Raw genomic sequence first — 23,402 nt, 5'->3', positions numbered from 1 at the left:
TCTGGACCAAGACCGCCGACCAAATCCTCGAATCCATCGCAAATTACTGCAAGCGAATTAACGACTCACAACACTAGCACCCCCGCGCGGCTAGCCGTGGCCCAAATACGCCAGCGCGAGCGCGGCGGCATTGGCGCCGCACATGCCGTGTGCACCCGGGCCCGGTGGAGTCGCCGCCGAACAGATGTACATGCCGGGCACCCCAACGCTGTAGGGCGACAGGGTGATTCGCGGACCGAACGTCAGCTGGCGAATGTCCTTGGCGCCGGTCATGATGTCGCCGCCGGCGTAGTTCGCATTGAACGTGGCCAGCTGCGTCGTGGTACGCACCGCCTGACCGACGATGCGGTCTCGAAAGCCGGGGGCGAACCGCTCGATCTGCGCGATGATCGCCTGCGTGGCATCGCCGGTATAGCCGTTGGGGACGTGGGCGTAACTCCACAACGGGTGGATGTCGCCCACCGACCGTTGCGGATCGGCGAGATACTGCTGCCCCACCAACACGAACGGCCGTGCGGGCATGCGTCCGGCGTGTACATCGCGTTCGGCCGCGGCGAGTTCGGCGTAGTTGCCGGCCACGTGCACGGTGCCCGCCAGGCGCGCGTCCGGGTTGGTCCACGGCACCCCGCCCTCGACGGCGAAGTCAACCTTGAACGCACCCGGACCACGCCGGAACCTGGTGAAGGCACTGGCAATTCGGCGGGGCAGCCGATCGCCGAGAATCCCGGCGATCGCGCTGGGCGCCAGGTCGAACATGGTGACGTCGGCCGGCGGCAGCTGCGCGGAGTTCTGCACCCGCACGCCGGTTTCGATCGTGCCACCCAGGTCGCGCAGCAGCGACACCATCGCGTCGGCGATCGCCTGCGACCCGCCCTGCGCCACCGCCCAGCCGTGCCGATGCCCGGCGGTGATGATGCCCATCCCGATGGCCGAGGTCATCGGGTAGTGCAGCGGCCGGAAAGCGTGCGCCGCAACACCTCCGAACAACGCCCGGCCCGCCTCGGTCCGGAACACCCGCGCGAACGTCGAGGCGGGCAACAACGTGGGCGCACCGAACCGGGCCAGCGTCAGCGGGTGACGTGGGACGCGCAGGAGTGGACCCATGATGTCGTCGCTGAGCGCATCGAAATGGGCGGCGGGGGAGCCGAACACCAGGCGCCACCGCGGGCCGTCGCGGCCCAGCCCCGCCGCGGTCTGATGCACCGACCGGTGCAATACCCCGGCGCGGCCGCCGTCGAGGGGATGGGCGCAATCGATCTCCGGCCAGCGCCATGACAATCCGTACCGCTGCAGGTTGAAACGCCCCACGAACGGGGAGCCGACGGCCATCGGGTGAATCGCCGAACAATGGTCGTGCAGCAGGCCGGGAACGATGGCCTCGGCGCTGCGGGTGCCGCCGCCCACCGCGTCGGCCGCCTCGAGCACCGTGACCTGCACTCCCTTGGCGGCCAAGCAAATGGCGGCGGCCAACCCGTTGGGTCCACTGCCGACTACCACTGCCGTACTCATCGTCTTGTGCACGTTACCGGCGGCGTTTTGAATACTCGTCCGCGATGCGCAATTGTGTCGCCACGGACATATTCTTTTCATCAATTGTGGCTAATCATATGAGGATGACTATTCGCGACGACGACACCGTTTTCGAAGGTCCTCTTCGGCAACTTGCCAGCAGTGCCTGGCAAGTGCTCCTCCTCACCGGCGTCCTGGCCATCGCCCTGGGCATCATCGTGCTGGCCTGGCCGGGCCGGACGTTGTTCGTGGCAGGCGTCCTGTTCGGCATCTACTTGGTGTTTTCCGGAATCGGCTACGTGTTCGCCGCGTTCGGCACGCACGCCGGCGTTGCGATGCGGGTGTTCACCTTCATTACCGGCATCGTGTCGCTGATCCTGGGATTCTTCTGCTTCCGTGAGGAATTCGAGGCGGTGACACTGCTCGCGATCTGGATCGGCATCAGCTGGCTGTTCCGCGGCATGACGTTGTTGGCCGCGGCCCTCTCGCTGGACCACATGCCCGGCCGGGGTTGGCAGGTGCTGTCCGGGTTGATCATCGTGATCGGCGGCGCCGTGTTGATCATCTCACCGCTGCGGTCCATTGCCGTCCTCGCCCTGGTCGCCGGCTGCTGGCTGATCGCCATTGGCGCCGTCGACGTGGTCAGTGCGCTGCAAGTTCGCAGCCGGACGAAAGCGGCCTGACCTGCAGTACCGAATCCGGTCCACAACGCCGGTCCGTGTGACCGGCGTTGTGTCCTGGCGGACGGGCCGTCGGATAGACTGGCGGACGAAATTCGACAAACTTTGGTCGAATACCGCAAAGCCCGTTTAAATCCGACTGTCGAAGGTTGTGCCTTTTGTCCTCCAAGAAAAGCGAAACCCCGGAATTGCAACCGTATTTCGAGGACGTCCAGGCGCACTACGACCTGTCCGACGACTTTTTTGCGCTTTTCCTGGATCCCACCCGCACCTACAGCTGCGCGTATTTCGAGCGTGACGACATGTCGCTGGAGGAAGCGCAGTACGCCAAGGTCGACTTGTCGCTGGGCAAACTCGGGCTGCAACCGGGCATGACGTTGCTCGACATCGGCTGCGGATGGGGCACCACGATCGTGCGCGCCCTGGAGCGTTACGACGTCAACGTCGTCGGCCTGACACTGAGCCGCAACCAGCAGGCGCACGTCCAGCGGCGGCTGGACGGCCATCAGTCGTCGCGCACCAAGCGGGTGCTGCTGCAGGGGTGGGAACAATTCGACGAGAAGGTCGACCGCATCGTGTCGATCGGCGCCTTCGAACACTTCGGCCGCGACCGCTACGACGAGTTTTTCAAGACCGCCTACGCGGCGCTGCCGGACGACGGGGTGATGATGCTGCACACCATCATCAAGCCCAGCGACGAGGAATTCGCCGAGCGCGGATTGCCCATCACCATGACCAAGATCCGGTTCATGAAATTCATCATGGACGAGATCTTCCCGGGCGGTGATCTGCCCAACGCCAAGTCCGTCGAAGAGCATGCCCGGCGCGCCGGCTTCACCGTCCAACTCGTCCAGCCGCTGCGTCTGCACTACGCCCGCACCCTGGACCTGTGGGCCGCCGCTCTCGAGGCGCGCCGCGACGAGGCCATCGCGATCCAGTCGCAGGAGGTCTACGACCGCTACATGAAGTACCTGACCGGGTGCGCCGACCTGTTCCGCGAGGGCTACACCGACGTCGCGCAGTTCACGCTGACCAAGAACGTGACCAAGAACGCCACCAAGAATTAGGTGCGAATGGCTGCGGTCACCGCGCCGGTGAGGCGGATCAGGTCTTGCGGAGCCACCGCGATATCCCAGCCGCGCCGACCGGCGCTGCAGAACATCCGCTCCCAGCGGAGCGCGCTGGAATCGACCACCGTGGGCAGCCGCTTGCGCTGGCCGAACGGCGATACCGCCCCCACCACGTAGCCGGTGGTCCGCTGGACCAGCGCGGGGTCGGCCATCGACGCTTTCGGCGCGCCAAGTGCGGCCGCGGCGGCCTTGAGTGAAAGCCGCGCGGCGGCCGGCACGACCGCCACCGCCAGCCCGTCGGGCACCGCGATCACCAAGGTCTTGTAGATCTGCTCCGGCGCGACGCCGGCCTGGGCGAGTGCCTTGACGGCTTCCACCCCGAACGACTGCTCCCGCGGATCGTGGCCGAACTTCACCACCTCGTGCGGCACGCCGGCCCCGGTCAGCGCCGCCAATGCCGGCGTCGCGGCCACGGCGCCCGCCCTAGGGTCCCGTATATCCCGGCGGATTGACGCCGTCCACCCAGAAGTCGCGGCCGAGCTGCCCACCGGGCACGCAGTTGTACACCGAGAGGTCGGTGACGCCGGAGTCCACCAGCACGTCCTCGCACAGCAGCATGTTGCCGGTGAATTCTTTCGATGGCTTGTTCAGGATGACGTAGGCCGCGTCGGCGTAGATCTCCGGCTTGCGGGCGCGCCCCATCGCCTCGTCGCCGCCCAGCAGGTTCTGCACCGCGGCGGTGGCCACCAGCGTGCGCGGCCATAGCGTGTTGGACGCGATGCCCTCCTCGCGCATCTCCTCGGCGATACCCAGCGCGCACAGCGTCATGCCGAACTTGGCCATCATGTACGCCGTCGGCTTCAGCCACTCCTTGCCGAGAAGCACCGGCGGGGACAGCGTCAGGATGTGCGGGTTCTCCCGGCCTTTCAAGTGCGGGATGCACGCCTGCGACACGGCGTAGGTGCCGCGCACCTGGATGCCGTTCATCAAATCGAAGCGCTTCATCGGCACCTCGGTGATGGACCCCAAGTTGATCGCCGAGGCGTTGTTGACACAGATGTCGATGCCGCCGAACTGCTCGACGGTCTTTGCTACGGCGGATTCGACGGAGTCTGGGTCGCGCACGTCTCCCACGATCGGCAGGGCCTGGCCGCCGGCCTCCTCGAGCTCCTTGGCGGCGGTGTACACGGTGCCCGGCAGCTTGGGGTGCGGCTCCGCGGTCTTGGCGATCAGGGCGATGTTGGCGCCGTCCTGAGCGGCGCGCTTGGCGATGGCCAGCCCGATGCCGCGGCTGGCGCCGGAGATGAACATGGTTTTGCCACTTAGAGACATGGCGTCACAGTAACGTCCGGCGGGTGCGTATTGAACTGCGGGTGAATCCCGGGACGGCGCCGATCGCGCCGCGACGGGAAATAGCAGATCGGCCCGCGCTGTTGATTCTGACGGTCTGAAAAACACGTGTCAGCGACCCGGGCAGAGCCCGTCGGTCGCAGCCTTTAGATTGGGAGGGGTACTCGGTGTCAACGGCGACGTGCCTGCTAGGCCCACCACGCAGGGACGAGCAGTTGGCTCGCTTCTTTGCGAGCCAGTTGCCGCCGACGGCGCGGCCGGGTGGCGCTGCAATAGAAGGGACCGTGTTGATCGAGATGGCCGACTCCGAGGATGGCCCCGACCACGTCGAGACGGCGGAAACGCCGGTTGTGGCACCGGTTCACCAGGCCGAAGAGTCCGACGAGGAACTGACCGCGCGGTTCGAGCGCGACGCGATTCCCCTGCTGGATCAGCTTTACGGTGGCGCGCTGCGGATGACGCGCAATCCCGCCGACGCCGAGGACCTGCTGCAAGAAACGATGGTCAAGGCGTACGCCGGGTTCCGGTCGTTCCGCGCGGGCACCAACCTCAAGGCGTGGCTCTACCGGATCCTGACCAACACCTACATCAACAGCTACCGCAAGAAGCAGCGTCAGCCTGCGGAATATCCGACCGAAGAGATCACCGACTGGCAATTGGCGTCCAACGCCGAGCATTCCTCCACCGGGCTGCGGTCGGCGGAGGTCGAGGCGCTGGAAGCGCTACCGGACACCGAGATCAAGGCGGCCCTGCAGGCCCTCCCGGAAGAGTTCCGGATGGCGGTGTATTACGCGGACGTCGAGGGTTTCCCGTACAAGGAGATCGCCGAAATCATGGACACGCCCATCGGGACCGTCATGTCGCGGCTGCACCGCGGCAGGCGCCAGCTGCGCGGCCTGTTGGCCGACGTCGCCAAGGAGCGCGGTTTCACCCGGGGCAGGCCGACGCACGAGGAGGTGTCGTCATGAGCGAGTATTCGCCCACCGACCCCTCGGCGAGCGCGGGGACGCCGCGCACCAAGGCCGAGTGCGCCGAACTGATCGCCGAGGTATGGACGCTGCTGGACGGTGAATGCACGCCCGAAAAGCACGAAAAACTCAAACGCCACCTCGACGAATGCCCGCCATGTCTGCGGTTGTTCGGGATCGAGGAGCAATTCAAAGCGCTGATCGCGACCAAATGCAGCGGCGAAAAGGCCCCGGAAGGCCTCCGCGAACGGTTGCGACTGGAGATCCGCCGCACCACGATCATCCGCGAGGTCCAGTCTTAGCGGACTCGGGTGCGGCCGCGCTACCGGTTAGGAGTTGGGCCGTTTGCCGTGGTTGGCCTTGCTGTGTTTGCGATCACGCTTCTTACGGCCGCGCTTGGCCATGGGGAAACCTCCGTCGCTCGTTCATGATTGGGGCGCCCGGCGCCCATCAGATTGCCCACCATTGTCGCACGGCCCGGTGCCGCCCATTTCGCCCCACCGGCGGCGCCCGGTGTTCGGCGATCCCCGATGATGTTGTGGTTCGATATACATGAGCTTGATGCAAGCCCAGACCAGTCAGCATGCGGAATGGCCGAGACAGTGGGGTGAAGATGGCCGAGGATGTTCGTGCCGAGATCGTGGCGAGCGTGCTCGAAGTGGTTGTCAACGAGGGCGACCAGATCGGCAAGGGCGACGTCGTGGTGCTGCTGGAGTCGATGAAGATGGAGATTCCGGTCCTGGCCGAAGTCGACGGCACGGTCAGCAAGGTGAGTGTGTCGGTGGGCGACGTCATCCAGGCGGGCGACCTCATCGCCGTGATCAGCTAACCGTTGAGCCGCTCATAGCTACCGCCGTTCGACGACGCGGGAGTACTTGATGTCCACTCTCGGTGATTTGCTGGCCGAGCACACGATGCTGCCCGGCAACGCGGTGGATCATCTGCACGCGGTGGTCGGCGAGTGGCAGCTGCTGGCCGATTTGTCGTTCGCCGACTACCTGATGTGGGTGCGTCGCGACGACGGTGTGCTGGTGTGCGTCGCGCAATGCCGGCCGAACACCGCGCCGACAGTGCTGCAAACCGATTCGGTGGGCAGCGTCGTGCCGGCCGAGCGGCTGGCGCTGGTCGCCGACACCTTCTCCTCGGGCGTCGCGCGACGTGAAATCACTGCAGCCCAACAGGATTCGTGGCAGTTGCCCGGACCGCATGTCGCGGCTTCCCCGGTGCGCTACGCGGACCAGGTGGTCGCCGTGCTCACCCAGCACCAAACCGTGCTGACGGCCCAGGAAAACTCCGGCCACTTAGAGACCGCCTACCGCGAATGCGCCGCCGAGTTGGTGAACATGTTGTCCGAGGGCACTTTTCCCGATGTGCGCGACGTCGCAATGTCGCGATCCACGCCGCGCGTGGGCGACGGATTCATCCGGCTCGACGTCGACGGCGTGGTCGCCTACGCCAGTCCCAACGCGCTGTCGGCGTATCACCGGATGGGATTGACAAGCGAACTCGAGGGCCACAATCTGATCCGGATCACCCGACCGCTAATCTCGGATTCCTTTGAGGCACAGGAGATGGCCGAGCACGTGCAGGACCTGCTGGCCGGCGGTAAGAGCATGCGCATGGAGGTCGACGCCGGCGGCGCCACCGTGCTGCTGCGGACGCTGCCGTTGGTGGTGCACGGTGCCAGCAAGGGCGCCGCGGTGCTGATTCGCGACGTGACCGAGGTGAAGCGGCGGGACCGGGCGCTGATCTCCAAGGACGCCACCATCCGCGAAATCCACCACCGGGTGAAGAACAATCTGCAGACCGTGGCCGCGTTGCTGCGACTGCAGGCCCGCCGCACCGCCAACGCCGAGGGCCGCGAGGCGCTGATCGAATCGGTGCGCCGGGTGTCGTCGATCGCGCTGGTCCACGACGCGTTGTCGATGTCGGTCGACGAGCAGGTGAACCTCGACGAGGTCATCGATCGGATCCTGCCGATCATGAACGACGTGGCCTCGGTGGACCGCCCGATCCGCATCAATCGGGTCGGTGATCTGGGCGTACTGGACTCCGACCGCGCGACCGCGCTGATCATGGTGATCACCGAGCTCGTGCAGAACGCGATTGAGCACGCGTTCGACCCCGCAATCCAGGAGGGCGCGGTGACCATCAGCGCCGAACGGTCGGCGCGCTGGCTCGACGTCGTCGTGCACGATGACGGCCGGGGCCTACCCGAAGGGTTCAGCCTGGAAAAGTCCGACAGCCTGGGCCTACAGATCGTGCGGACGCTGGTGGCCGCGGAGCTGGACGGCACGCTGGGCATGCGGAAAGCGCCGCGCGGCGGCACCGATGTGGTGCTGCGGGTGCCGATCGGCCGCCGGTCCAGGTTGTTGCTGTGAATGCTCACGCAACAGCGCGGCCCCGGCGTTTGCCGGGGCCGCGCTGTTAAAGACTGCGTCAGACTCCGCTGCGGGCCTTCGTCCGAGCGTTGCGGCGCTTCAACGCACGCCGCTCGTCTTCGCTCATACCGCCCCACACGCCCGAGTCCTGGCCCGTGTTCAGCGCCCAGCCGAGGCACTCTGTGGTCACCGGACACCGACTGCAGACCAGTTTCGCGTCAGCGATCTGCGCGAGTGCCGGACCACTGTTCCCTACCGGGAAGAACAGCTCCGGATCCTCGTCGCGACAGACCGCCTTGTGGCGCCAATCCATAAGTCGTTACTCCTCACTATGTGCGCAGCAGCGCGCACTCGCGTTATTTCGTCGGCTCTTAACGCTTGCATGAGTAAGGGTCCGTCGGGCACCCCTACAAAATCTCTGCATGCAACCTTTCGATCGTTTCACAGGCTCAACAGATGTCAATAGGATCAGTTCGCTCGTGGGGTATCTCACTTTGGTCACGGCGACGTCGGGCCCTTAATCCGTTGTACTACACTCGCCGCGCCCAGCGCCGCCCCGACGACCGATAATTGCGTCGTTTGCGCAGTTCAGACGTGTTTATTTGGGTGGCGGCGCGGCGACGGGCAGGGCCTCGCGCACCGCGCGGAACGTCATGGACTCCCGTCGCCCCAAATACTCCCCGTCGTACTGGCTGGCGACCGGACCGTCGGCGCACGTGATTCGCAAACAGGCCGCGTCATCGTCGCGGACGAGTTGTTTGGCGTCCGGATCCGCGCCGGTGGCGAGAATCTGCCGCAATAATCTCAGCGTCGGAATCACCTTCATGTTGGTGACCGCGAATACGCCGAGGCCCGATTCGAAGCTGCAACCCGGGTTGGTGACCATCGGACGGCTGTTGCTGTAGGTCCACGGAGTCGTGTTGGACACCCAGGCGAACTGCACGCCCGACACGGGATCGCGGCCGGGCAGCTCGAGGGTCATGCTGGGGGCGCGCCGGCTGTAGCCCACCGTGATCGGCACCGCGACCCGCCAATACCGCAACGGTGTGACCTTGACGCCCTTGTTGCGCTGGGCCTCCACCGCGGCCACCACCTCGGCGTCGACGCCCATCCCCGCGTTGATCACCGCCCATTGCTCGCCGCAGTCGATCAGGCTGATGCGGCGCCAGGTCTGGTGGCGGCGGTAATCGTCGATCAGCTGGATCAGCTGGTTGGTCGCGGCCACCGGATCCCGGGAGATCCCGAGCGAGCGCGCCAAGACGTTGGCCGACCCTCCCGGAACCACGGCGACGGCCGGCAAATGGGCGGGCCGCGGCGCGTCCGGGCGGCCCAGCAAACCGTTGACGACCCCGCTGACCGTGCCGTCGCCGCCGTGCACGACGACCAGGTCCACGCCATCCTCGACGGCGGCCTGACCGAGTTCGGTCCCGTGGCCGTGGTGGTTGGTGTGCTCGACGGTGAGCTCGAGCCGGCTTTTGAGCGCGTGGGCCAACAGATCGCGGCCGGCCGAGGTGGTTGAAGTTGCTGCGGGATTCACGATCAGCACGGCTCGCATGATGCACGAGCTTATGCGGCACGGTTATGGGCCCGCTGTGGGGGAAGCGCCGGCTCGCGGCGCCCGCCGCGGGCGTGGCTACGCTGACGCTGTGAACCGCCCCTCGAGCAGACCGGCCACACCGCCGCCATCGGCCGTCCGCGGCGCCGGGTTCATCGTCGCGGCCCAGGGCCTGGCCGCGGTGGCGACGGCCGCAATCCTGGTGGTGCGGGCAATCGCGGGGGCCGACCAGCGAATCGTCAACGGCCTGGGCACCGCGGTGTGGTTCCTGCTGATCGGCGGTGTGGTGCTGGGCGCTGGGCGCGCATTGGTGATCGGCCGGCGCTGGGGCCGTGGGCTTGCCGTGTTCACTCAGCTGCTGCTGTTGCCGGTGGCCTGGTATCTGGCGGTCGGTTCGCATCGACCGGTCGTCGGCATTCCCGTTGCCGTGCTGGCGTTGACGGTGTTGGTGTTGCTGTTCAGTCCGCCGGCGCTGCGCTGGGCCGCCGCGGGCGATCAGCGCGGCCCGGCCAGCTCCGCCAGCGCCGACCCGGATAGCCGGTAAGTGGTCCACTCGTACTGCGGCTGGGCACCGACCCCATCGTAGAGCGCGATCGCGTCGACGTTCCAATTCATCACCGCCCAGGACAGCCGCGTGTAGCCGCTGTCGACGCATTCACCGGCCAACGTGGCCAGCAGCCGGCGGGCCAGGCCGCGACGGCGAAATGCGTTGCGCACGAACAGGTCCTCCAGGTAAATGCCGCCGGCTCCGTCCCAGGTGGAGAAGTTGACGAACCACAGTGCCATCGCCGCAACCACCCCGTCGACCTCGGCGACGTGGGCGTGGGCGATCGGCGTGTTACCGAAAAGGGCTGTGTGGATTTGATTTTCGGTAACCGTGCACTGATCGGCGGCGTGTTCGAATTCGGCCAGCGCGTGGATCATCTCGGCGATGTCGGCGGCGTCCGCGGGCGCGGCGCGGCGGATGATCTCGCTCACTGCTGAACTCCTAACGCGGTGAGTATCGTGGCGAATTTCGTGGTGGTTTCCCTTACTTCATCGTCGGGATCGGATTCCGCGACGATGCCGCCTCCGGCGCGGGCCGTCGCGGTCCGGCGATCCGCCGACAACTGCGCGCAGCGGATGGACACCACCCAGTAGCCGTCGCCCGCGGCGTCGCAGGAACCTACGGCCCCGGCGTAGAAGCCTCGGTCACCCTCCAGTTCGGCGATCAGCTCGGATGCCGCCTTGGCCGGAACCCCGCCGACAGCGGGGGTCGGGTGTAGCGCCAACGCGAGATCTATTGCGGTGGTTGCGGTGTCGCGCAGCCGGCCGCTGATCGGGGTGCACAGATGCCAGACGGCAGCGGTGCGGCTCAGCTGCGGTTCGGGCGCGATGGTCAGCTCGCTGCACAGGGGTTCCAGTGCCGTGCGCATCGTGTCGATGACCAGCTGGTGCTCGTGACGGTCCTTTGCGGAGGCGGCCAGCGCGGCGCCGTTGGCGGCGTCGCGGTCGGGATCCGCCGCCCGCGGGGCCGACCCGGCGAACGGCTGGCACATCACTCGATCGCCGACGCGCGCGACCAGCAGTTCCGGGCTGGCGCCCACCAGCGCCGCGCCCGCGTAATCCGGTCCGGCCGAACCCAAGTCGACCAGGTAGCCGTAGGCCGCGGGATCGTTGGCGACGAGCCGGCGCAGGATGGCGCGGGCGTCCAGCTCCCCGTCGGAACTCAACCGCAATGCGCGCGCCAGCACCACCTTGCTCAGTGCGCTGTCCGAAGCGGCCAGCTCGTCGCGGGCCCGGCTGATCCGGGCGCGGTAATCGGCCGGGGACGGCACAGCGGCCGCGATGCGCACCGCGGGCAGCGGTCCCATCGGCCAGTCGGGCAGCCGATCGCCGCGGCGCACCTCTTGGGGCACTATCAGCGCCGCTGGCCTTTCGAGGTTAAAAGGCAAGGCGCCCAATACTATTGGAACCGAGCCGGTCGTCAACGCGGCTTGCGCCGCGGCCAGTTCGCCGTAGCGCGCCCGCACACCTTCGCCGATCAACGTGCCGCGCGGGCCGCACAACGCGAACGGCGGCTCGGGACTTGGCTGCTCGGGGTTCACACCGTGTGACCGGTCAGCCCGAGCGCCAGCAGCTGCCGTACGCCGTGCTCGAAACCGCACACCGCCACGGAGGCGGTGCGCATACCGAATCGTCGGCCCTCCACCAGCGGCAGCTCGACCCAGCGGGTGATCACCGCACGGGAGAAGTGGCCGTGGCTGACGAACACCACGTCGCGCGACTCCAGCTGGGGCAGCGCCATCGCGATCGCCCGGTCGGCGCGATCGCTGACCTGCGCGACGCTCTCACCGCCGGGGCAGCCGTGCGTCCACACCAGCCAATCGGGCACGCGTTGGCGAATCTGTTCGGTTGTGCGGCCCTCGTATTCGCCGTAGTCCCACTCGGCGAGCAGCGACGACACCTCCTCCGGCGTCAAGCCCGCCAACTCCGCGGTGACCACGGCGCGTTGCCGCGGGCTGGTGATCACCAGCGGGTTGTCCAGGCTCAAACCGTTGAGCACTCCGCCGGCCAGCTTGGCCTGCGTCCGGCCAACCTCGGTCAGGCCGATCTCGGTGGTGCCGGTGTGCTGGCCGGACAACGACCACTCGGTTTCGCCGTGCCGGAGCAGGAGCAAGCGATGGCTGTGCAGGCCCATGTCGACTGATTCTGCCTGACGAGTTGCCGGCCCCCGCGATCGAAGTCCGTAGCGACGGCGCCGAACGTGCCAGGATGGCAGGTGTGAGTGAAACGCGAGTACTTGCGGTGGCCAACCAAAAGGGCGGAGTCGCCAAGACGACCACGGTTGCCTCGCTGGGCGCGGCGCTGACGGAAAGCGGCCGGCGCGTGTTGCTCGTCGATCTGGATCCGCAGGGCTGTCTGACGTTCTCGCTGGGCCAGGATCCCGACAAACTGCCCGTGTCGGTGCACGAGGTGCTGCTCGGTGAGGTCGAGCCGAGCGCCGCGCTGGTCAGCACCGTCGAGGGAATGACGCTGCTGCCGGCCAACATTGACTTGGCCGGCGCCGAGGCGATGCTGCTGATGCGGGCTGGCCGCGAATACGCGCTCAAACGCGCGCTGGCCAAGGTCGCCGACCAGTTCGACGTGGTCGTCATCGACTGCCCGCCGTCGCTGGGAGTGCTCACGCTCAACGGGCTGACGGCCGCCGACGAGGTGATCGTGCCGCTGCAGTGCGAGACGCTGGCGCACCGCGGCGTCGGGCAATTCCTGCGCACGGTCGCCGACGTCCAGCAGATCACCAATCCGGAGCTGCGGCTGCTGGGCGCGTTGCCGACGTTGTACGACTCGCGCACCACCCACACCCGCGACGTGCTGCTCGACGTCGCGGACCGCTACAACCTGCCGGTGCTGGCGCCGCCGATCCCGCGCACCGTGCGATTCGCCGAGGCGAGCGCGTCCGGCTCGTCGGTGATGTCGGGCCGCAAGAACAAGGGTGCGGTCGCCTACGCGGACCTGGCGCGGGCGTTGATGAAGCACTGGAAGACCGGCAAGCCGCTGCCGACGTTCACCGTCGACGCCTGAGCGGGCCCGGCCCCGCGTCACGCGCCTTCCTCGGGGTGCGCTGGCGGCGTTGCGTGTGCAGTCGCGGTGCCAGGCCCCGGCGTGTCGCCGCCCGCGGCGCACTCAAAACGCCACGGATGCACACGCAACGCCCGGAGCCGGTCGACGCGTACGTCAGCCCAGGGCCACGATGGAGCCGCCGCGCTGTTCGAACACCTTGGAGCCGGACACGGCCGGCACCACCGGGGCGTCGCTCGGCGTTCGGTGGACCGGGATGTAGCGCTCGCTGGCGCCGGTGACGGGGTCGTAGACGCCGATCGCGCCGGTGACCGGAATCAACAGCTTGCCGGCCATCATGGCGCCGGGCCCGATCGGCACGGTCTGCGGGCCCGCGGCGATGGTGTAGCGCAGGGTCAGGCTGCTGGCCTCGAAGACCAGCACGGAATCGCCGGTCCACCACGTCACGAGGTTGCCGGCCTGCGACACCACCGACTTCGACGGCGGCTTGGGCAGCAGCGTGCTGCCCACGGTGGTGCCCGTTTCGTCGACCACCTCGACGCGTGGTTGCGTGCCCGAGACGCCGGGCAGGTACACGGCCGTGCTGCTCTGCCACACCGTGAGCACCTGAGCGCCCGAGTTCGGCCCAAGCTTGGGTTCGGCGACGAAATGTTGCTGGGGCTCGTCGTCTTCCTTACCCGGACGCAGCAGCGCCAGGCGCAGGTCTGCCTGATTCGCGCAGGTCTCGAGCACCGAGACGGCGAGCGAGCTGGCCGCCCCGGAATGCAGCGTGCACCCGGAGTGCAGCCCGCGCGCCGACGGCTTCACCCGGGCATCGGTCTCGCCGTAGGCCAGCATCCGGACCATGTCCGAGCGCCACAGCTCCAGGCGGGTGGCGCCGACCGACAACACCGTGGTGCCGTCCGACGACAGGTGCACCTGCGGGTCGGCGTAGCTGCTGCGGGCGGGGCCGCGCCGGCCCGTGGACCCGTCGATGGTGCTGACCTGTCCGCAGCCGCGGTCGTCGTGGTAGACCGCGACGGCGTAGTGATAAACCCAGGACAGGCCGCACAAATCGGTGTCACGCGCGTAGCTCCAGCGGGGCCGACCGGTGCCGGGATCCCGCCCGGTCACCTCGCGTCCGTCGGCGGTGACGACCGTTCCGCCCACGATCACCGGTGCGGTGGAAGCGGAGCTGGCCGCGGTCCACAACTGCTTGAGGCTGCCCGGCACCTCGCGCGCGAGGCTCGGGTTGGACGCCGGCGTCGCGGCGGGCCGACTGATCGTCGCCCGGGCGTCGCTGGTCCACCAGATCAGCGCCGCGGTGACCGCCACAACGACCGCGATCGCCGCGGCGGCCAGCAGATCGCCCCTCGTGCGGCGTTCGGGTTTGACCATGTCTGCGCTGTCGGTCAGTTGGCTTGGGTGGTGGCTTCTGCGGGCTTGCGGCGACGGCGACGCCGGCTCTTGCCGGCACCGTTACCGCCGTTGCTGCCGGCGCTGCCGTTGGGCGATCCCGCGCCGGACACCGTCTCGGCGGCTGAACCGTCGCCTGCACCGGCCGAGCCGGTGCTGCTGTCCGGGTGGCCGGTGACGGGCTGCCCCCCGCGGGTGCGCCGCCGGCGATTTCCCGACCGGGGTCGGGCGGGCCGCTCGGATGTCGAGGTGCGCTGCTCCGGCTCGCGCCGCTTGACCGGCGATTTGCGTGGCGCGCCGACCGTGCCGCCGGCGTCCGCGGGAATACCCAACTCCGTATAAAGATGCGGCGAGCTGGAGTAGGTCTCGGCCGGGTCGGGGGAGCCCAGGTTCAGCGCCTTGTCGATCGCGGTCCAGCGCGGCAGCTCGTCCCAGTCCACCAGGGTCACGGCGATGCCGGTTTTGCCGGCGCGACCGGTACGGCCGATGCGGTGCACGTAGGCCTGCTCGTCCTCGGGGATCTGGTAGTTGATCACGTGCGTGATGTCGTCGATGTCGATGCCGCGGGCGGCCACATCGGTCGCGACCAGGACGTCGACGTCACCGGCCCGGAAGGCCTTGAGCGCCTTTTCGCGGGCGATCTGGCCGAGGTCGCCGTGCACCGCGCCGACCTTGAACCCCCGCTCGGCCAGCTCGTCGGCCACCTTCTGCGCGGTGCGCTTGGTGCGGGTGAAGATCATCGTCGCGCCGCGGCCTTCGGCCTGCAGCACTCGGCTGACCAGCTCCACCTTGTCCAGCGCGTGGGCGCGGTAGACGAACTGCTCGGTGGTGTCGTGGGTGGCCGCCGAATGCGGGGCCTCGGCCCGGATGTGGGTGGGCTGGTCCATGAACGTACGGGCCAGGGTGATGATCGGATCCGGCATGGTCGCCGAGAACAGCATCGACTGCCGGTCGGCCGGAATCTGGCGCAGAATGCGCTCGATGTCGGGCAAGAAGCCGAGGTCCAGCATCTCGTCGGCCTCGTCGAGGACCAGCACCGACAGACCGCCGAGCTGCAGGTGGCCCTGCTGGGCCAGGTCGAGCAGCCGGCCCGGCGTGCCCACCACGACGTCCGCGCCGACGCGCAGCGCGTCGAGCTGCGGTTCATAGGCACGTCCACCGTAGATGGACACCACCGACAGCGGGCGGTCCTCCTCGGCGATCAGGTACTTCGCGGCTGCGGCCAAGTCCTCGGTGACCTGCAGGCAGAGTTCGCGGGTGGGCACCACGACCAGCGCGCGGGGCGTGCCGTTGAGCGGTCGCACGCCGACGCCGTTGGTGATGCGCTGCAGCAGGGGGATGCCGAAGGCCAGGGTCTTGCCCATCCCGGTGCGGGCCTGTCCGATGACATCGTCGCCGGCCAGCGCCATCGGCAGGGTGAGTTCCTGGATGGCGAACGCGTGCTCGATGCCCTTCTCGGCCAACGCCCGGACGATTTCGTCGCGGACGCCGAGTTGGGCGAAAGTGGGTTCAGTTTTGCTTGTGAGTGCAGTCATGCGTGGGGGATGTACCTTTCGGTGACTATTCGATTGGGTCGGTTTTCTGTCGCGGTCACGCGCGCACGAATTCCGACTCCCGAGTCGCCGAGTCGCTGGTCCCCGCTGAATTGAGGCGGGCCAACTGTGCACGCACATTTCGCCGATAGCGACGGCAGAAGGAAATACAGCCACTATCTATCTGCATGATAGCTGGTCGACAGCTCGGACCCATCCTCGTACAAGTCCGCCGACTACAGTGATGCCCATGACTTCGGCCTCCTCTGCCGACCAAGTGGACGATCCGGCTTCCCCAGGAATCAGCGCGGATCACCCCGGCATCAACGAACTGTTCGCAGTGCTCGCCTACGGCGAGGTGGCCGCCTTCTACCGGCTGACCGACGAGGCCCGCATGGCCCCTGACCTGCGGGGACGCATCTCGATGGCGAGCATGGCGGCCGCCGAGATGATGCATTACGAACTGCTGCGCGACGCCCTGGAGAGCCGCGGTGTCGACGTGGTTGCGGCGATGTCGCGGTACGTATCGGCGCTGGAGAATTACCACCGGTTGACGATGCCCAGCACCTGGCTGGAAGCGCTGGTGAAGACCTACGTCGGCGACGCGCTGGCCGCCGACCTGTACCTCGAGATCGCCGACAGCCTGCCCGACGAGGTCGCCGATGTGGTGCGGGCGGCGTTGGCCGAAACCGGGCACTCGCAGTTCGTCGTCGCCGAGGTCCGGGCCGCGGTCACCGCCAGCGGCAAACAGCGCAGCCGGCTGGCGCTGTGGGCGCGCCGGTTGTTCGGTGAGGCGATCACCCAGGCCCAATACCTGCTGGCCGACCACGATGAGCTGGTTGACCTGGTGGTCTCCGGAGCGGGTGGCCTGGGCGCGCTCGGCGCGTTCTTCGAGCGTATGCAGCAAACGCACGACCGGCGGATGCGCGAGCTCGGTCTGAGCTGACCGTTACCGCGTGCAGGTCGCCAGGTTCGAGTTGTTGGCCGAGGCCACCTCTACCTGGCCCTCGGCGTTGACGATCGCGCAGTTGAGCCGGCCCACGATGCTGGTCGCGACGACCGATCGGGTGGTCACTCCGGGATTGAGTACCACCACTTTGGTCCAGGGCAGCGACACGTTGAACTCGGTTTGCGGGTAGCCACGAGCGTCGGTGTAGACGACGTTCACCAAATCGAGCAGTTGCTTTGTTCCGGTCACGCTGTAGTAGACGGTGTTCGGATCGACTGTCGCCCTTGGCGATACGACCGCCGGAGGCGGGGTGACCAGGGGCGGCACGGTCGGGGCCGCGCTCGGCGTGGTCACCGTCGTGACGGTCTCCGGGGGTAGCTGCCCCCCGACGGAGGTGCTCGGCGACGGGCTGCGCGAAACACTCGGCGCGCTGGAGGTCCGCGGCGCCGACGTCACGGTTGTGGCGGCGGGGCCCACCGTGCCCTTGGTCGAGGCGCTGTCGCCGCTGTTGATGATGACGGCGGTCGCGACGGCGCCGATCGCGACGATCGCGCCCAGCAGGGCGACGGCCGGGCGCCAGCTGCCGACGGGCCAGAGCAGCTCCCTGTACTCGTCGTACTCGTCGTACTCGTCGTCGGCGTAACCGTCTTCGTCGTAGCCGTCATCCCCGTAGCCGTCGTAATTGGCTCCGGCGTAGGTGTCGTCCTCGGGGTAGTCGTGGGCGCGGCCACGGGCTAGGCCGGGACGATCGTCAAGCGTGTTTCTGATGGTGCCGATGTTACTGACGTGAAAATGCCGGCAGCGGTCCCGAACGGCCACCTTGACCCAGCTGAGAACGAATCGTTATCTGCCGTTAGAAACGGTTTCGCTTACCGCGAACTCGCGCCGGTGACCAGCGCACCGGTCGCGTCCACTAACCTGCAGCTGACACGCCTGCGACGAAGAACAACGGAAGGGGCCATCGTGGAGGTCAAGGTCGGTATCACGGACAGCCCGCGCGAGCTGGTCTTCACCAGCGCGCAAACGCCCGCCGAGGTTGAGGATGCCGTCAACGCCGCGCTGCGCGAGGGCCCAGGTCTGCTCAGCCTGACTGACGAGAAGGGCCGCCGCTACCTGATCCAGACCGCCAAGATCGCCTACGTCGAGATCGGCGCCGCGGACAGCCGCCGGGTTGGCTTCGGCATCGGTTTGGGCGCCGACCCGAAGTCGAGCGGGAAGGCCCGCTAAGAGCGGGTGAGCGGCACGTGGGACAGCCCGCCCCACGCGAACGCGACGGTGCCGTCGACGGCGTCCGACTTGGAAATCGGGCGATCGGAGTCCAGCCAGTAGCGGGCGCAATCGACGCTGATGCCGACCAAACCGACCGCGATCATCCGGGCGCGGTGCGGATCAAGGCCGGAATCGGCGCTGATCAGCGCGAACACCGCGTCGATGCACGATTCGGTGGCTGCCCGCACCTGCGCGGCGACCTCAGGCTCGGTGACGTAGTCGTTCTCGAAGATCAGCCGGTAACCCTGGCTGTCGTGCTCGATGAAGTCGAAGAAGGCCTGGACCGCCGCATGCAACCGCTGCCGGTTGTCGGTCGTGGTGCTCAGCGCATTCTGCACGCCCGACACCAAGTTGTCGACGTGCCGGTTGAGCACCGCCAGATACAGCTCTAGCTTGCTGGAAAAGTGTTGGTATAGAACGGGTTTGCTTACTCCCGCTCGGTCGGCGATCTCGTCCATGCCGGCGGCGTGGTAGCCGTGGTCGACGAAGACGTCGCTGGCCACCACCAGCAATTGGCCGCGACGCTCGTCGCGCGGCAACCGGTTACCCCGCCGGTTCGAATTCGCGATGCCGTCACTGGGCCGACCGCGGTCACCCGATCTGACAGCACGCCGTGCCGCCGACTTGGCGAGATCGCTCACTTGGTCCTCATTTGGATTGTGGCCGGCCATCCGACAGGCCGGCCGCGCTTCGCTCGTCGCACAGACATTACTACCCATCATGTGCCCACTATCGGCATCGCCGCCGTCGGCGCAGGCGGAACGAGTGTTGTCGGGCGCGCCAGGGGCGCCTGGGCTCGCGGCTGTGCCATTCTGGGGCAATGACGTCCGAGCCGCCGACGCACGGCACCGGCCGGGTGCCCGTGCTCCGCGACGAGTGGCGGGAGCCGCTTCGGGCGCTGCGTGACCCCATCGCGGCGGGCCCCGGACGACCGCGCGCCGACCGGGAGCGCCCCCGGCGCTGGCGCAAGCAAACCTGGCTGGGGCGTTTCGTCTCCACCTACGGCTGGCGCGCCTACGCGCTGCCCGTGCTGGTGGTGTTGACGGCGGTGGTCATCTATCAGACGGTGACGGGCGTCGGCGAGCCCAAACCGACCGCGGTCAAACCCATTGAGGGCCCGCCGGCGATCGGCGCGACGGGTACGGCCATCCTCGACGCGCCGCCGCGCGGCCTGGCCACCTTCGACGCCAACCTGCCGGCCGGGACATTGCCCGACGGCGGCCCGTTCACCGAAGCCGGCGACAAGACCTGGCGCATCGTGCCCGGCACCACCCCGCAGATCGGGCAAGGCACCGCCAAGGTGTTCAAATACAGCGTCGAGGTCGAGAACGGCCTGGACCCCGCAATGTTCGGCGGCGACGACGCGTTCGCGACCATGGTCGATCAGACGCTGGCCAACCCCAAGGGCTGGACGCACAACCCGCAGTTCGCCTTCGTCCGGATCGACGGATCCACCGGGGTCAAGCCGGATTTCCGGATATCGCTGGTGTCGCCGGTGACGGTGCGCGAGGGCTGTGGCTACGAGTTTCGGCTGGAGACCTCTTGCTATAACCCCGTCTACGGACCCGACCGTCAGGCGCGGGTGTTCATCAACGAAGCGCGCTGGGTGCGCGGCGCCGTGCCCTTCGAAGGGGACATCGGCTCGTACCGGCAGTACGTCGTCAACCACGAGGTCGGCCACGCCATCGGCTACGTGCGCCACGAACCCTGCGACAAGCAGGGGGCGTTGGCCCCGGTCATGATGCAGCAGACGTTCTCAACCTCCAACGACGACGGCGCCCAGTTCGACCCGGAGAGCGTGAAGGCCGACGGCAAGGTCTGCCGCCCCAACCCCTGGCCGTATCCCATCGCCTAGCAGTGGCGATACCGTGCGGGGAAGCAATGCCGGCGATCGAGGCGTTTACTTCAATTAGGTGAGTCGCGCAGTTGACCGAGGAGATATTCGGTGTCCGCATCGTTGCCGCCATTGGTAGCACCCGCCGGCGAGTTGAGCCGCGACGAAGTCGCACGGTACAGCCGTCACTTGATCATCCCCGACGTGGGCGTGGACGGGCAGAAGCGGCTGAAGAACGCCCGGGTGCTGGTGATCGGCGCCGGAGGCTTGGGCGCGCCCGCATTGTTGTACCTGGCCGCGGCCGGCGTCGGGACCATCGGCATCGTCGACTTCGACGTCGTCGACGAGTCCAATTTGCAGCGCCAGATCATTCACGGCGTGGCCGATGTCGGCCGTCCCAAGGGCCAGTCGGCGCGCGACTCGATCCACGCGATCAATCCGCTGGTCGAGGTGCGACTGCACGAATTCCGCCTCCAGGCGGACAACGCCGTCGACCTCTTCGCGCAGTACGACGTGATCATGGACGGCACCGACAACTTCGCCACCCGCTATCTGGTCAACGACGCCGCGGTGCTGGCCGGCAAGCCCTACGTGTGGGGCTCGATCTACCGCTTCGAGGGCCAGGTCTCGGTGTTCTGGGAGGATGCTCCGCCCGACGAGGCCGGCAATCAGCGCGGCCTGAACTATCGCGACCTCTACCCGGAGCCGCCGCCGCCGGGCATGGTGCCGTCGTGCGCCGAAGGAGGCGTGCTGGGCATCATCTGCGCGTCCATCGCATCGGTGATGGGCACCGAGGTGATCAAGCTGATCACCGGCATCGGCGAATCGCTGTTGGGCCGGTTGATGATCTACGACGCGCTGGAGATGAGCTACCGCACTATCACGATCCGCAAGGACCCGTCGACGCCCAAGATCACCGAATTGATCGACTACGAGGGGTTCTGCGGCGTGGTCTCCGAGGACGCGGCCGAGGCGACCAGCGACTCCACCATCACCCCGCAAGAGCTGCGTGAGCTTTTGGACTCGGGCAAAAAGCTGGCCTTGATCGACGTTCGGGAGCCGGTTGAGTGGGACATCAACCACATCGACGGTGCCCAGCTGATCCCGAAGTCGTTGCTCAGTTCCGGCGAGGGACTGGCGAAGCTGCCGCACGACCGCAAGGCGGTGCTGTACTGCAAGACCGGCGTGCGCTCCGCCGAGGCGCTGGCCGCGGTGAAAAAGGCCGGCTTCTCCGACGCCGTCCATCTGCAGGGCGGGATCGTCGCGTGGGCGCAGCAGATGCAGCCCGACATGGTGATGTACTGACGCAATACCGCAGCTGGGCTGCACTAGGCTAACCCGCGTGAGTGTCGAACCGCCGCCGGAGCACGTGCTTTCGGCATTCGGTTTGGCCGGGGTAAAGCCCATCGCGCTGGGCGCCAGCTGGGAGGGCGGCTGGCGTTGCGGCGAAGTCGTGTTGTCCGTCGTGGCCGACCACGCCCGCGCCGCGTGGTCCGCGCGGGTACGCGAGACACTGTTCGTCGACGGCGTGCGGCTGGCCCGGCCGGTCCGCTCGACCGACGGCCGCTACGTGGTGTCGGGTTGGCGGGCGGACACCTTCGTCGCCGGGACACCCGAGCCCAGGCACGACGAGGTGGTCTCCGCCGCCGTGCGGCTGCACGAGGCCACCGGCAAACTGGAACGTCCCCGATTTTTGACCCAAGGACCGACCGCGCCGTGGTCAGACGTCGACGTCTTCATTGCCGCCGACCGGGCCGCGTGGGAAGAGCGTCCGCTGCAATCGATTCCGCCCGGAGCGCGCACCGCCCCGCCGACCGCGGACGGTCAGCGCTCGGTCGAGCTGATCAACCAGCTTGCGACGCTGCGCAAGCCGACCAAAAGCCCCAACCAGCTGGTGCACGGAGACCTTTACGGGACAGTGCTTTTCATCGGAACCGCCGCACCCGGCATCACCGACATCACGCCGTATTGGCGGCCGGCGTCGTGGGCGGCCGGCGTCGTCGTCGTCGATGCCCTGTCCTGGGGCGAGGCCGACGACGGGCTCATCGAACGCTGGAATGCGCTGCCCGAATGGCCGCAGATGTTGTTGCGCGCGTTGATGTTCCGTTTGGCGGTGCACGCGCTGCATCCGCGTTCGACGGCGGAGGCCTTCCCCGGTCTGGCGCGCACCGCCGCGCTGATCCGGCTGGTGCTCTAGTCCGAGGGGAACTCGTAGCGAACTTCGCCGAGCGCGATTCTGCCGTCAACGGCCAGAACCCCTTCCGCGCGCAACAGTTCGAGTTGCCGGGTGGTCAGGTGCCGGGCCGGACGCCCGGAGGCCGTGATCACTCGGTGCCAGGGCAGGTCCGACGAGTCGGTGCGCATGATCCAGCCGACGACGCGCGGGCTGGAAAGGCCTGCGACAGCGGCAATGTCGCCGTAGGTGGCGACCCGACCGGAGGGGATGGCGGCCACCAGGGCGCGCACCCGCTCGACTTGCTGGTCGGTCACCGGCGGCACGGTCAGCGCGCCTGCAACTGCTTGCGGATCAGGGCGGCGACCTCGGTCGGCTTCGCGCCGGCCACCATGTGGTTGCACTCGAAGGTCAGCGCCTCGAAGTCCGAACCCAAACGGTCCTGCAGCCCCGCGACGAGCTGGTCACTGACGTAGGGCGGCGTCGTCCACGCCGCCCGCACCAGAACGGTCGGCGTGCCCGCCGGCGGATACACCACCGGGCGGGCCATCTGGCTCCAGTAGGACAGCACCGCCGGAACGCTGATTCGCCAGCGGTACCGCCCATTCGGCAGCTGGATCAGATGCTCGTCGAGTTCCGCATCGAGCGCGGCGGGGTCCACGTCGGCCCACGAACCCGTGGCCTTTTCCGCTCGCGCCTCGGCGGGATCGGGGTAGTCGGGCGAGGCGAACATCCGCTCGGCGATGTCGCGCATCCACGCGCCGTCCAATCCCACTGCCGGGTCGAGCAGCACCAGCGCCGACACCAGGTCCGGCCGCGCGGCGGCCAGGTGCATGGCCAAACCCCCACCAAACGAATGCCCGACGACCAGCACCGGGGCCACCGCCACGTCCTCGAGCAACGCGGCCAGCGCCGCGACATTGGCGTCGATGGTCCACGGCGCGTCCCAGGACGACCTGCCGTGGCCGATCAAATCCGGAGCGGCAAAGGAGATCTCGGGCAGGTATTCGCTCAGATGCTTCCAGCGCTCACCGTGGCCGGTCAGTCCGTGGAGGGCGAGAAACTGAATCGGGGCGGCGGGGCCGAAGCGGTGCACGTACAGATCGGTGGTCACGCCTCGATGATGCCAGGCCCGGCCGACACCCGTGGTCGTCGCCGGGCCGACTTGTCAGACCC

Annotated in this window: 28 protein-coding genes; 13 read left to right on the top strand and 15 right to left on the bottom strand. The window is 67.7% G+C overall.

Features of this window, described 5'->3' with window-relative positions:
* Nucleotides 1–90: 90 nt before the first annotated feature.
* Nucleotides 91–1,509, bottom strand: a complete 1,419-nt coding sequence (locus AWC25_RS23915; RefSeq protein WP_069402509.1) for a phytoene desaturase family protein — start codon at nucleotides 1,507–1,509, stop codon at nucleotides 91–93.
* A gap of 104 nt (nucleotides 1,510–1,613) precedes the next feature.
* Here AWC25_RS23915 and AWC25_RS23910 point away from each other — a divergent pair, with 104 nt between their 5' ends.
* Nucleotides 1,614–2,192, top strand: coding sequence for an HdeD family acid-resistance protein (locus AWC25_RS23910; RefSeq protein WP_232327298.1), 579 nt, complete (start codon nucleotides 1,614–1,616; stop codon nucleotides 2,190–2,192).
* 155 nt (nucleotides 2,193–2,347) lie between these two features.
* A complete protein-coding gene (locus AWC25_RS23905) occupies nucleotides 2,348–3,256 on the top strand; it encodes a cyclopropane mycolic acid synthase family methyltransferase (RefSeq protein ID WP_069402501.1) in 909 nt (302 codons plus the stop codon).
* Here AWC25_RS23905 and AWC25_RS23900 read toward each other — a convergent pair.
* Together AWC25_RS23900 and AWC25_RS23895 are read right to left on the bottom strand one after the other, a co-directional pair.
* Nucleotides 3,253–3,732, bottom strand: coding sequence for a YbaK/EbsC family protein (locus tag AWC25_RS23900; protein ID WP_069402500.1), 480 nt, complete (start codon nucleotides 3,730–3,732; stop codon nucleotides 3,253–3,255). The genes AWC25_RS23905 and AWC25_RS23900 overlap by 4 nt on opposite strands.
* A 10-nt stretch (nucleotides 3,733–3,742) precedes the next feature.
* Nucleotides 3,743–4,591 (bottom strand): SDR family oxidoreductase, encoded by an 849-nt coding sequence (locus AWC25_RS23895; protein WP_069402499.1) that lies wholly within the window; start codon nucleotides 4,589–4,591, stop codon nucleotides 3,743–3,745.
* A 314-nt stretch (nucleotides 4,592–4,905) separates the two neighbouring features.
* On the opposite strand from AWC25_RS23895, the gene AWC25_RS23890 reads away from it, so the two are divergent.
* Nucleotides 4,906–5,577 carry a sigma-70 family RNA polymerase sigma factor gene (locus tag AWC25_RS23890; RefSeq protein WP_069402508.1) on the top strand — a complete coding sequence of 224 codons (672 nt, stop codon included), beginning with the start codon at nucleotides 4,906–4,908 and terminating at the stop codon, nucleotides 5,575–5,577.
* A complete protein-coding gene (gene rsrA / locus AWC25_RS23885) occupies nucleotides 5,574–5,879 on the top strand; it encodes a mycothiol system anti-sigma-R factor (protein WP_085167953.1) in 306 nt (101 codons plus the stop codon). Before AWC25_RS23890 ends, rsrA begins: the two co-directional genes overlap by 4 nt.
* 27 nt (nucleotides 5,880–5,906) lie before the next feature.
* Here the strand turns inward: rsrA and AWC25_RS27920 are convergent, their stop codons facing one another.
* A complete protein-coding gene (locus tag AWC25_RS27920) occupies nucleotides 5,907–5,981 on the bottom strand; it encodes a 50S ribosomal protein bL37 (RefSeq protein ID WP_085976515.1) in 75 nt (24 codons plus the stop codon).
* Nucleotides 5,982–6,190: 209 nt separating this feature from the next.
* Here AWC25_RS27920 and AWC25_RS23880 point away from each other — a divergent pair, with 209 nt between their 5' ends.
* Entirely contained in the window at nucleotides 6,191–6,406 is a 216-nt protein-coding gene (locus AWC25_RS23880; RefSeq protein WP_044512934.1) for a biotin/lipoyl-binding carrier protein, read from the top strand.
* Between the two features lie 49 nt (nucleotides 6,407–6,455).
* Entirely contained in the window at nucleotides 6,456–7,958 is a 1,503-nt protein-coding gene (locus AWC25_RS23875; protein WP_069402497.1) for a sensor histidine kinase, read from the top strand.
* A 58-nt stretch (nucleotides 7,959–8,016) separates the two neighbouring features.
* On the opposite strand, the gene whiB1 is transcribed toward AWC25_RS23875, so the two are convergent.
* Nucleotides 8,017–8,271, bottom strand: a complete 255-nt coding sequence (whiB1, locus tag AWC25_RS23870; RefSeq protein WP_069402496.1) for a transcriptional regulator WhiB1 — start codon at nucleotides 8,269–8,271, stop codon at nucleotides 8,017–8,019.
* Nucleotides 8,272–8,556: 285 nt separating this feature from the next.
* Nucleotides 8,557–9,513 carry a diacylglycerol/lipid kinase family protein gene (locus AWC25_RS23865; RefSeq protein ID WP_085167951.1) on the bottom strand — a complete coding sequence of 319 codons (957 nt, stop codon included), beginning with the start codon at nucleotides 9,511–9,513 and terminating at the stop codon, nucleotides 8,557–8,559.
* A gap of 91 nt (nucleotides 9,514–9,604) precedes the next feature.
* Between AWC25_RS23865 and AWC25_RS23860 the strand changes: the two genes are divergently transcribed.
* Entirely contained in the window at nucleotides 9,605–10,057 is a 453-nt protein-coding gene (locus tag AWC25_RS23860) for a hypothetical protein (RefSeq protein WP_142279026.1), read from the top strand.
* On the opposite strand, the gene AWC25_RS23855 is transcribed toward AWC25_RS23860, so the two are convergent.
* The 3 genes from AWC25_RS23855 to AWC25_RS23845 are packed head-to-tail and all read right to left on the bottom strand — an operon-like array spanning nucleotide 10,009 to nucleotide 12,193.
* On the bottom strand, nucleotides 10,009–10,491 hold the full coding sequence (locus tag AWC25_RS23855; protein ID WP_085167949.1) for a GNAT family N-acetyltransferase: 483 nt from the start codon (nucleotides 10,489–10,491) through the stop codon (nucleotides 10,009–10,011). The two genes, AWC25_RS23860 and AWC25_RS23855, sit on opposite strands and share 49 nt — an antisense overlap.
* Entirely contained in the window at nucleotides 10,488–11,600 is a 1,113-nt protein-coding gene (locus tag AWC25_RS23850; RefSeq protein ID WP_069402493.1) for an isochorismate synthase, read from the bottom strand. Before AWC25_RS23850 ends, AWC25_RS23855 begins: the two co-directional genes overlap by 4 nt.
* Nucleotides 11,597–12,193 (bottom strand): acid phosphatase, encoded by a 597-nt coding sequence (locus tag AWC25_RS23845; RefSeq protein ID WP_069402492.1) that lies wholly within the window; start codon nucleotides 12,191–12,193, stop codon nucleotides 11,597–11,599. Before AWC25_RS23845 ends, AWC25_RS23850 begins: the two co-directional genes overlap by 4 nt.
* Before the next feature lie 83 nt (nucleotides 12,194–12,276).
* On the opposite strand from AWC25_RS23845, the gene AWC25_RS23840 reads away from it, so the two are divergent.
* Nucleotides 12,277–13,077, top strand: a complete 801-nt coding sequence (locus AWC25_RS23840; protein WP_084229528.1) for a ParA family protein — start codon at nucleotides 12,277–12,279, stop codon at nucleotides 13,075–13,077.
* A 153-nt stretch (nucleotides 13,078–13,230) separates the two neighbouring features.
* Here AWC25_RS23840 and AWC25_RS23835 read toward each other — a convergent pair whose 3' ends face one another.
* A complete protein-coding gene (locus tag AWC25_RS23835) occupies nucleotides 13,231–14,451 on the bottom strand; it encodes an Rv3212 family protein (RefSeq protein ID WP_085167947.1) in 1,221 nt (406 codons plus the stop codon).
* 14 nt (nucleotides 14,452–14,465) lie between these two features.
* Complete coding sequence (locus AWC25_RS23830; protein WP_069402489.1) at nucleotides 14,466–16,004, bottom strand: DEAD/DEAH box helicase; 1,539 nt, start codon at nucleotides 16,002–16,004, stop codon at nucleotides 14,466–14,468.
* A 247-nt stretch (nucleotides 16,005–16,251) separates the two neighbouring features.
* On the opposite strand from AWC25_RS23830, the gene AWC25_RS23825 reads away from it, so the two are divergent.
* A complete protein-coding gene (locus AWC25_RS23825) occupies nucleotides 16,252–16,947 on the top strand; it encodes a ferritin-like fold-containing protein (protein WP_069402488.1) in 696 nt (231 codons plus the stop codon).
* Between the two features lie 3 nt (nucleotides 16,948–16,950).
* On the opposite strand, the gene AWC25_RS23820 is transcribed toward AWC25_RS23825, so the two are convergent.
* Entirely contained in the window at nucleotides 16,951–17,727 is a 777-nt protein-coding gene (locus AWC25_RS23820) for an MmpS family transport accessory protein (RefSeq protein ID WP_084229527.1), read from the bottom strand.
* 186 nt (nucleotides 17,728–17,913) lie between these two features.
* On the opposite strand from AWC25_RS23820, the gene AWC25_RS27580 reads away from it, so the two are divergent.
* Nucleotides 17,914–18,177: a DUF3107 domain-containing protein gene (locus AWC25_RS27580; protein WP_069402487.1), complete on the top strand. Its 264-nt coding sequence runs from the start codon at nucleotides 17,914–17,916 to the stop codon at nucleotides 18,175–18,177.
* Here the strand turns inward: AWC25_RS27580 and fasR are convergent.
* A complete protein-coding gene (gene fasR, locus AWC25_RS23810) occupies nucleotides 18,174–18,860 on the bottom strand; it encodes an HTH-type transcriptional activator FasR (RefSeq protein WP_069402506.1) in 687 nt (228 codons plus the stop codon). The two genes, AWC25_RS27580 and fasR, sit on opposite strands and share 4 nt — an antisense overlap.
* Before the next feature lie 179 nt (nucleotides 18,861–19,039).
* On the opposite strand from fasR, the gene AWC25_RS23805 reads away from it, so the two are divergent.
* The 3 genes from AWC25_RS23805 (at nucleotide 19,040) to AWC25_RS23795 (ending at nucleotide 22,250) form a co-directional block, all read left to right on the top strand.
* Complete coding sequence (locus tag AWC25_RS23805) at nucleotides 19,040–20,074, top strand: DUF3152 domain-containing protein (RefSeq protein WP_142279024.1); 1,035 nt, start codon at nucleotides 19,040–19,042, stop codon at nucleotides 20,072–20,074.
* Nucleotides 20,075–20,164: 90 nt separating this feature from the next.
* A complete protein-coding gene (moeZ, locus tag AWC25_RS23800; protein ID WP_069402486.1) occupies nucleotides 20,165–21,358 on the top strand; it encodes an adenylyltransferase/sulfurtransferase MoeZ in 1,194 nt (397 codons plus the stop codon).
* A gap of 37 nt (nucleotides 21,359–21,395) precedes the next feature.
* On the top strand, nucleotides 21,396–22,250 hold the full coding sequence (locus AWC25_RS23795) for a TIGR02569 family protein (RefSeq protein ID WP_044510127.1): 855 nt from the start codon (nucleotides 21,396–21,398) through the stop codon (nucleotides 22,248–22,250).
* Here AWC25_RS23795 and AWC25_RS23790 read toward each other — a convergent pair.
* Entirely contained in the window at nucleotides 22,247–22,552 is a 306-nt protein-coding gene (locus AWC25_RS23790; protein ID WP_069402485.1) for an MGMT family protein, read from the bottom strand. The two genes, AWC25_RS23795 and AWC25_RS23790, sit on opposite strands and share 4 nt — an antisense overlap.
* Before the next feature lie 2 nt (nucleotides 22,553–22,554).
* Nucleotides 22,555–23,340 carry an alpha/beta hydrolase gene (locus AWC25_RS23785; RefSeq protein WP_069402484.1) on the bottom strand — a complete coding sequence of 262 codons (786 nt, stop codon included), beginning with the start codon at nucleotides 23,338–23,340 and terminating at the stop codon, nucleotides 22,555–22,557.
* Nucleotides 23,341–23,402 lie beyond the last annotated feature (62 nt).

It is taken from the genome of Mycobacterium sherrisii (genome assembly GCF_002102355.1).
Classification (GTDB): domain Bacteria; phylum Actinomycetota; class Actinomycetes; order Mycobacteriales; family Mycobacteriaceae; genus Mycobacterium; species Mycobacterium sherrisii.
This window is presented reverse-complemented; position numbering and strand designations above follow the sequence as displayed.